Genomic DNA, 732 nt, shown 5'->3' on the forward strand with positions numbered 1-732 from the left:
TGCTATATAACTAAGAAAATACCAACTAGGAAATAGATTTATATACTCCCTAGTTGTCTATCACTCCACCCAACTAATGTATAGGAATAAGGTGAATCGACCTCTAATTCTATATACATTAATTTATTTTCTGGTAATATCTCTCCCTCTGTATGTATCCAATAGCGCTTCCTATTCGACATATTTATTACACGTGTTAATCCTTGTTCCCGTCCAATCACTTTTGCGATCCACTTTACCACATTCCCATCCTGTGCTTTTGATACTCCTTGTTGAACAGGAAGTATACGTTCTGTTTCTGGTGGAACCGGCAACTGTTCTAGTTCTGGAAATGTATCTTCATATCCTAAGAATTCCTCTGGTGTATCCATATAGCTTGGAAACGGTATGTCCTCATCACTCAGAAATGGGATATCATATACCGCTTCAGAAGCAGGAGCATGGTGAAAATCTTCAACATACTCCACTTCTTCTACAGCTTCAATTTCCTGTTCTAATTTGTTACTCGCTTCTTCACACAGATTCTTTTGAACCGATGTAGCAACTAAATCGTAAATACTTGCTACATCTTTTTCTAAGGTGATTTCCTTCGTAGGAGCAGTAACACGCTCTTGTTCTCTACCAATTGGTCTGTTTTCTCTCGGGCACCAATAAACGGGACGTTCCACCGGTGCCTGTTCTATTTCTTTTTTCTTTGCTTCTTCTATTAGCATGTTCTTTCTGACTTTGCGA

1 protein-coding gene is annotated in these 732 nt (G+C 38.7%); it reads right to left on the reverse strand.

From position 1 onward, the window contains the following. Window positions 1-38 precede the first annotated feature (38 nt). Window positions 39-732: transposase (locus tag MR155_RS31270; protein WP_313897571.1), on the reverse strand; the 694-nt coding region annotated here is incomplete at its 5' end.

This window comes from Bacillus cereus group sp. BfR-BA-01331 (genome assembly GCF_022663915.1).
GTDB classification, from domain to species: domain Bacteria; phylum Bacillota; class Bacilli; order Bacillales; family Bacillaceae_G; genus Bacillus_A; species Bacillus_A mycoides.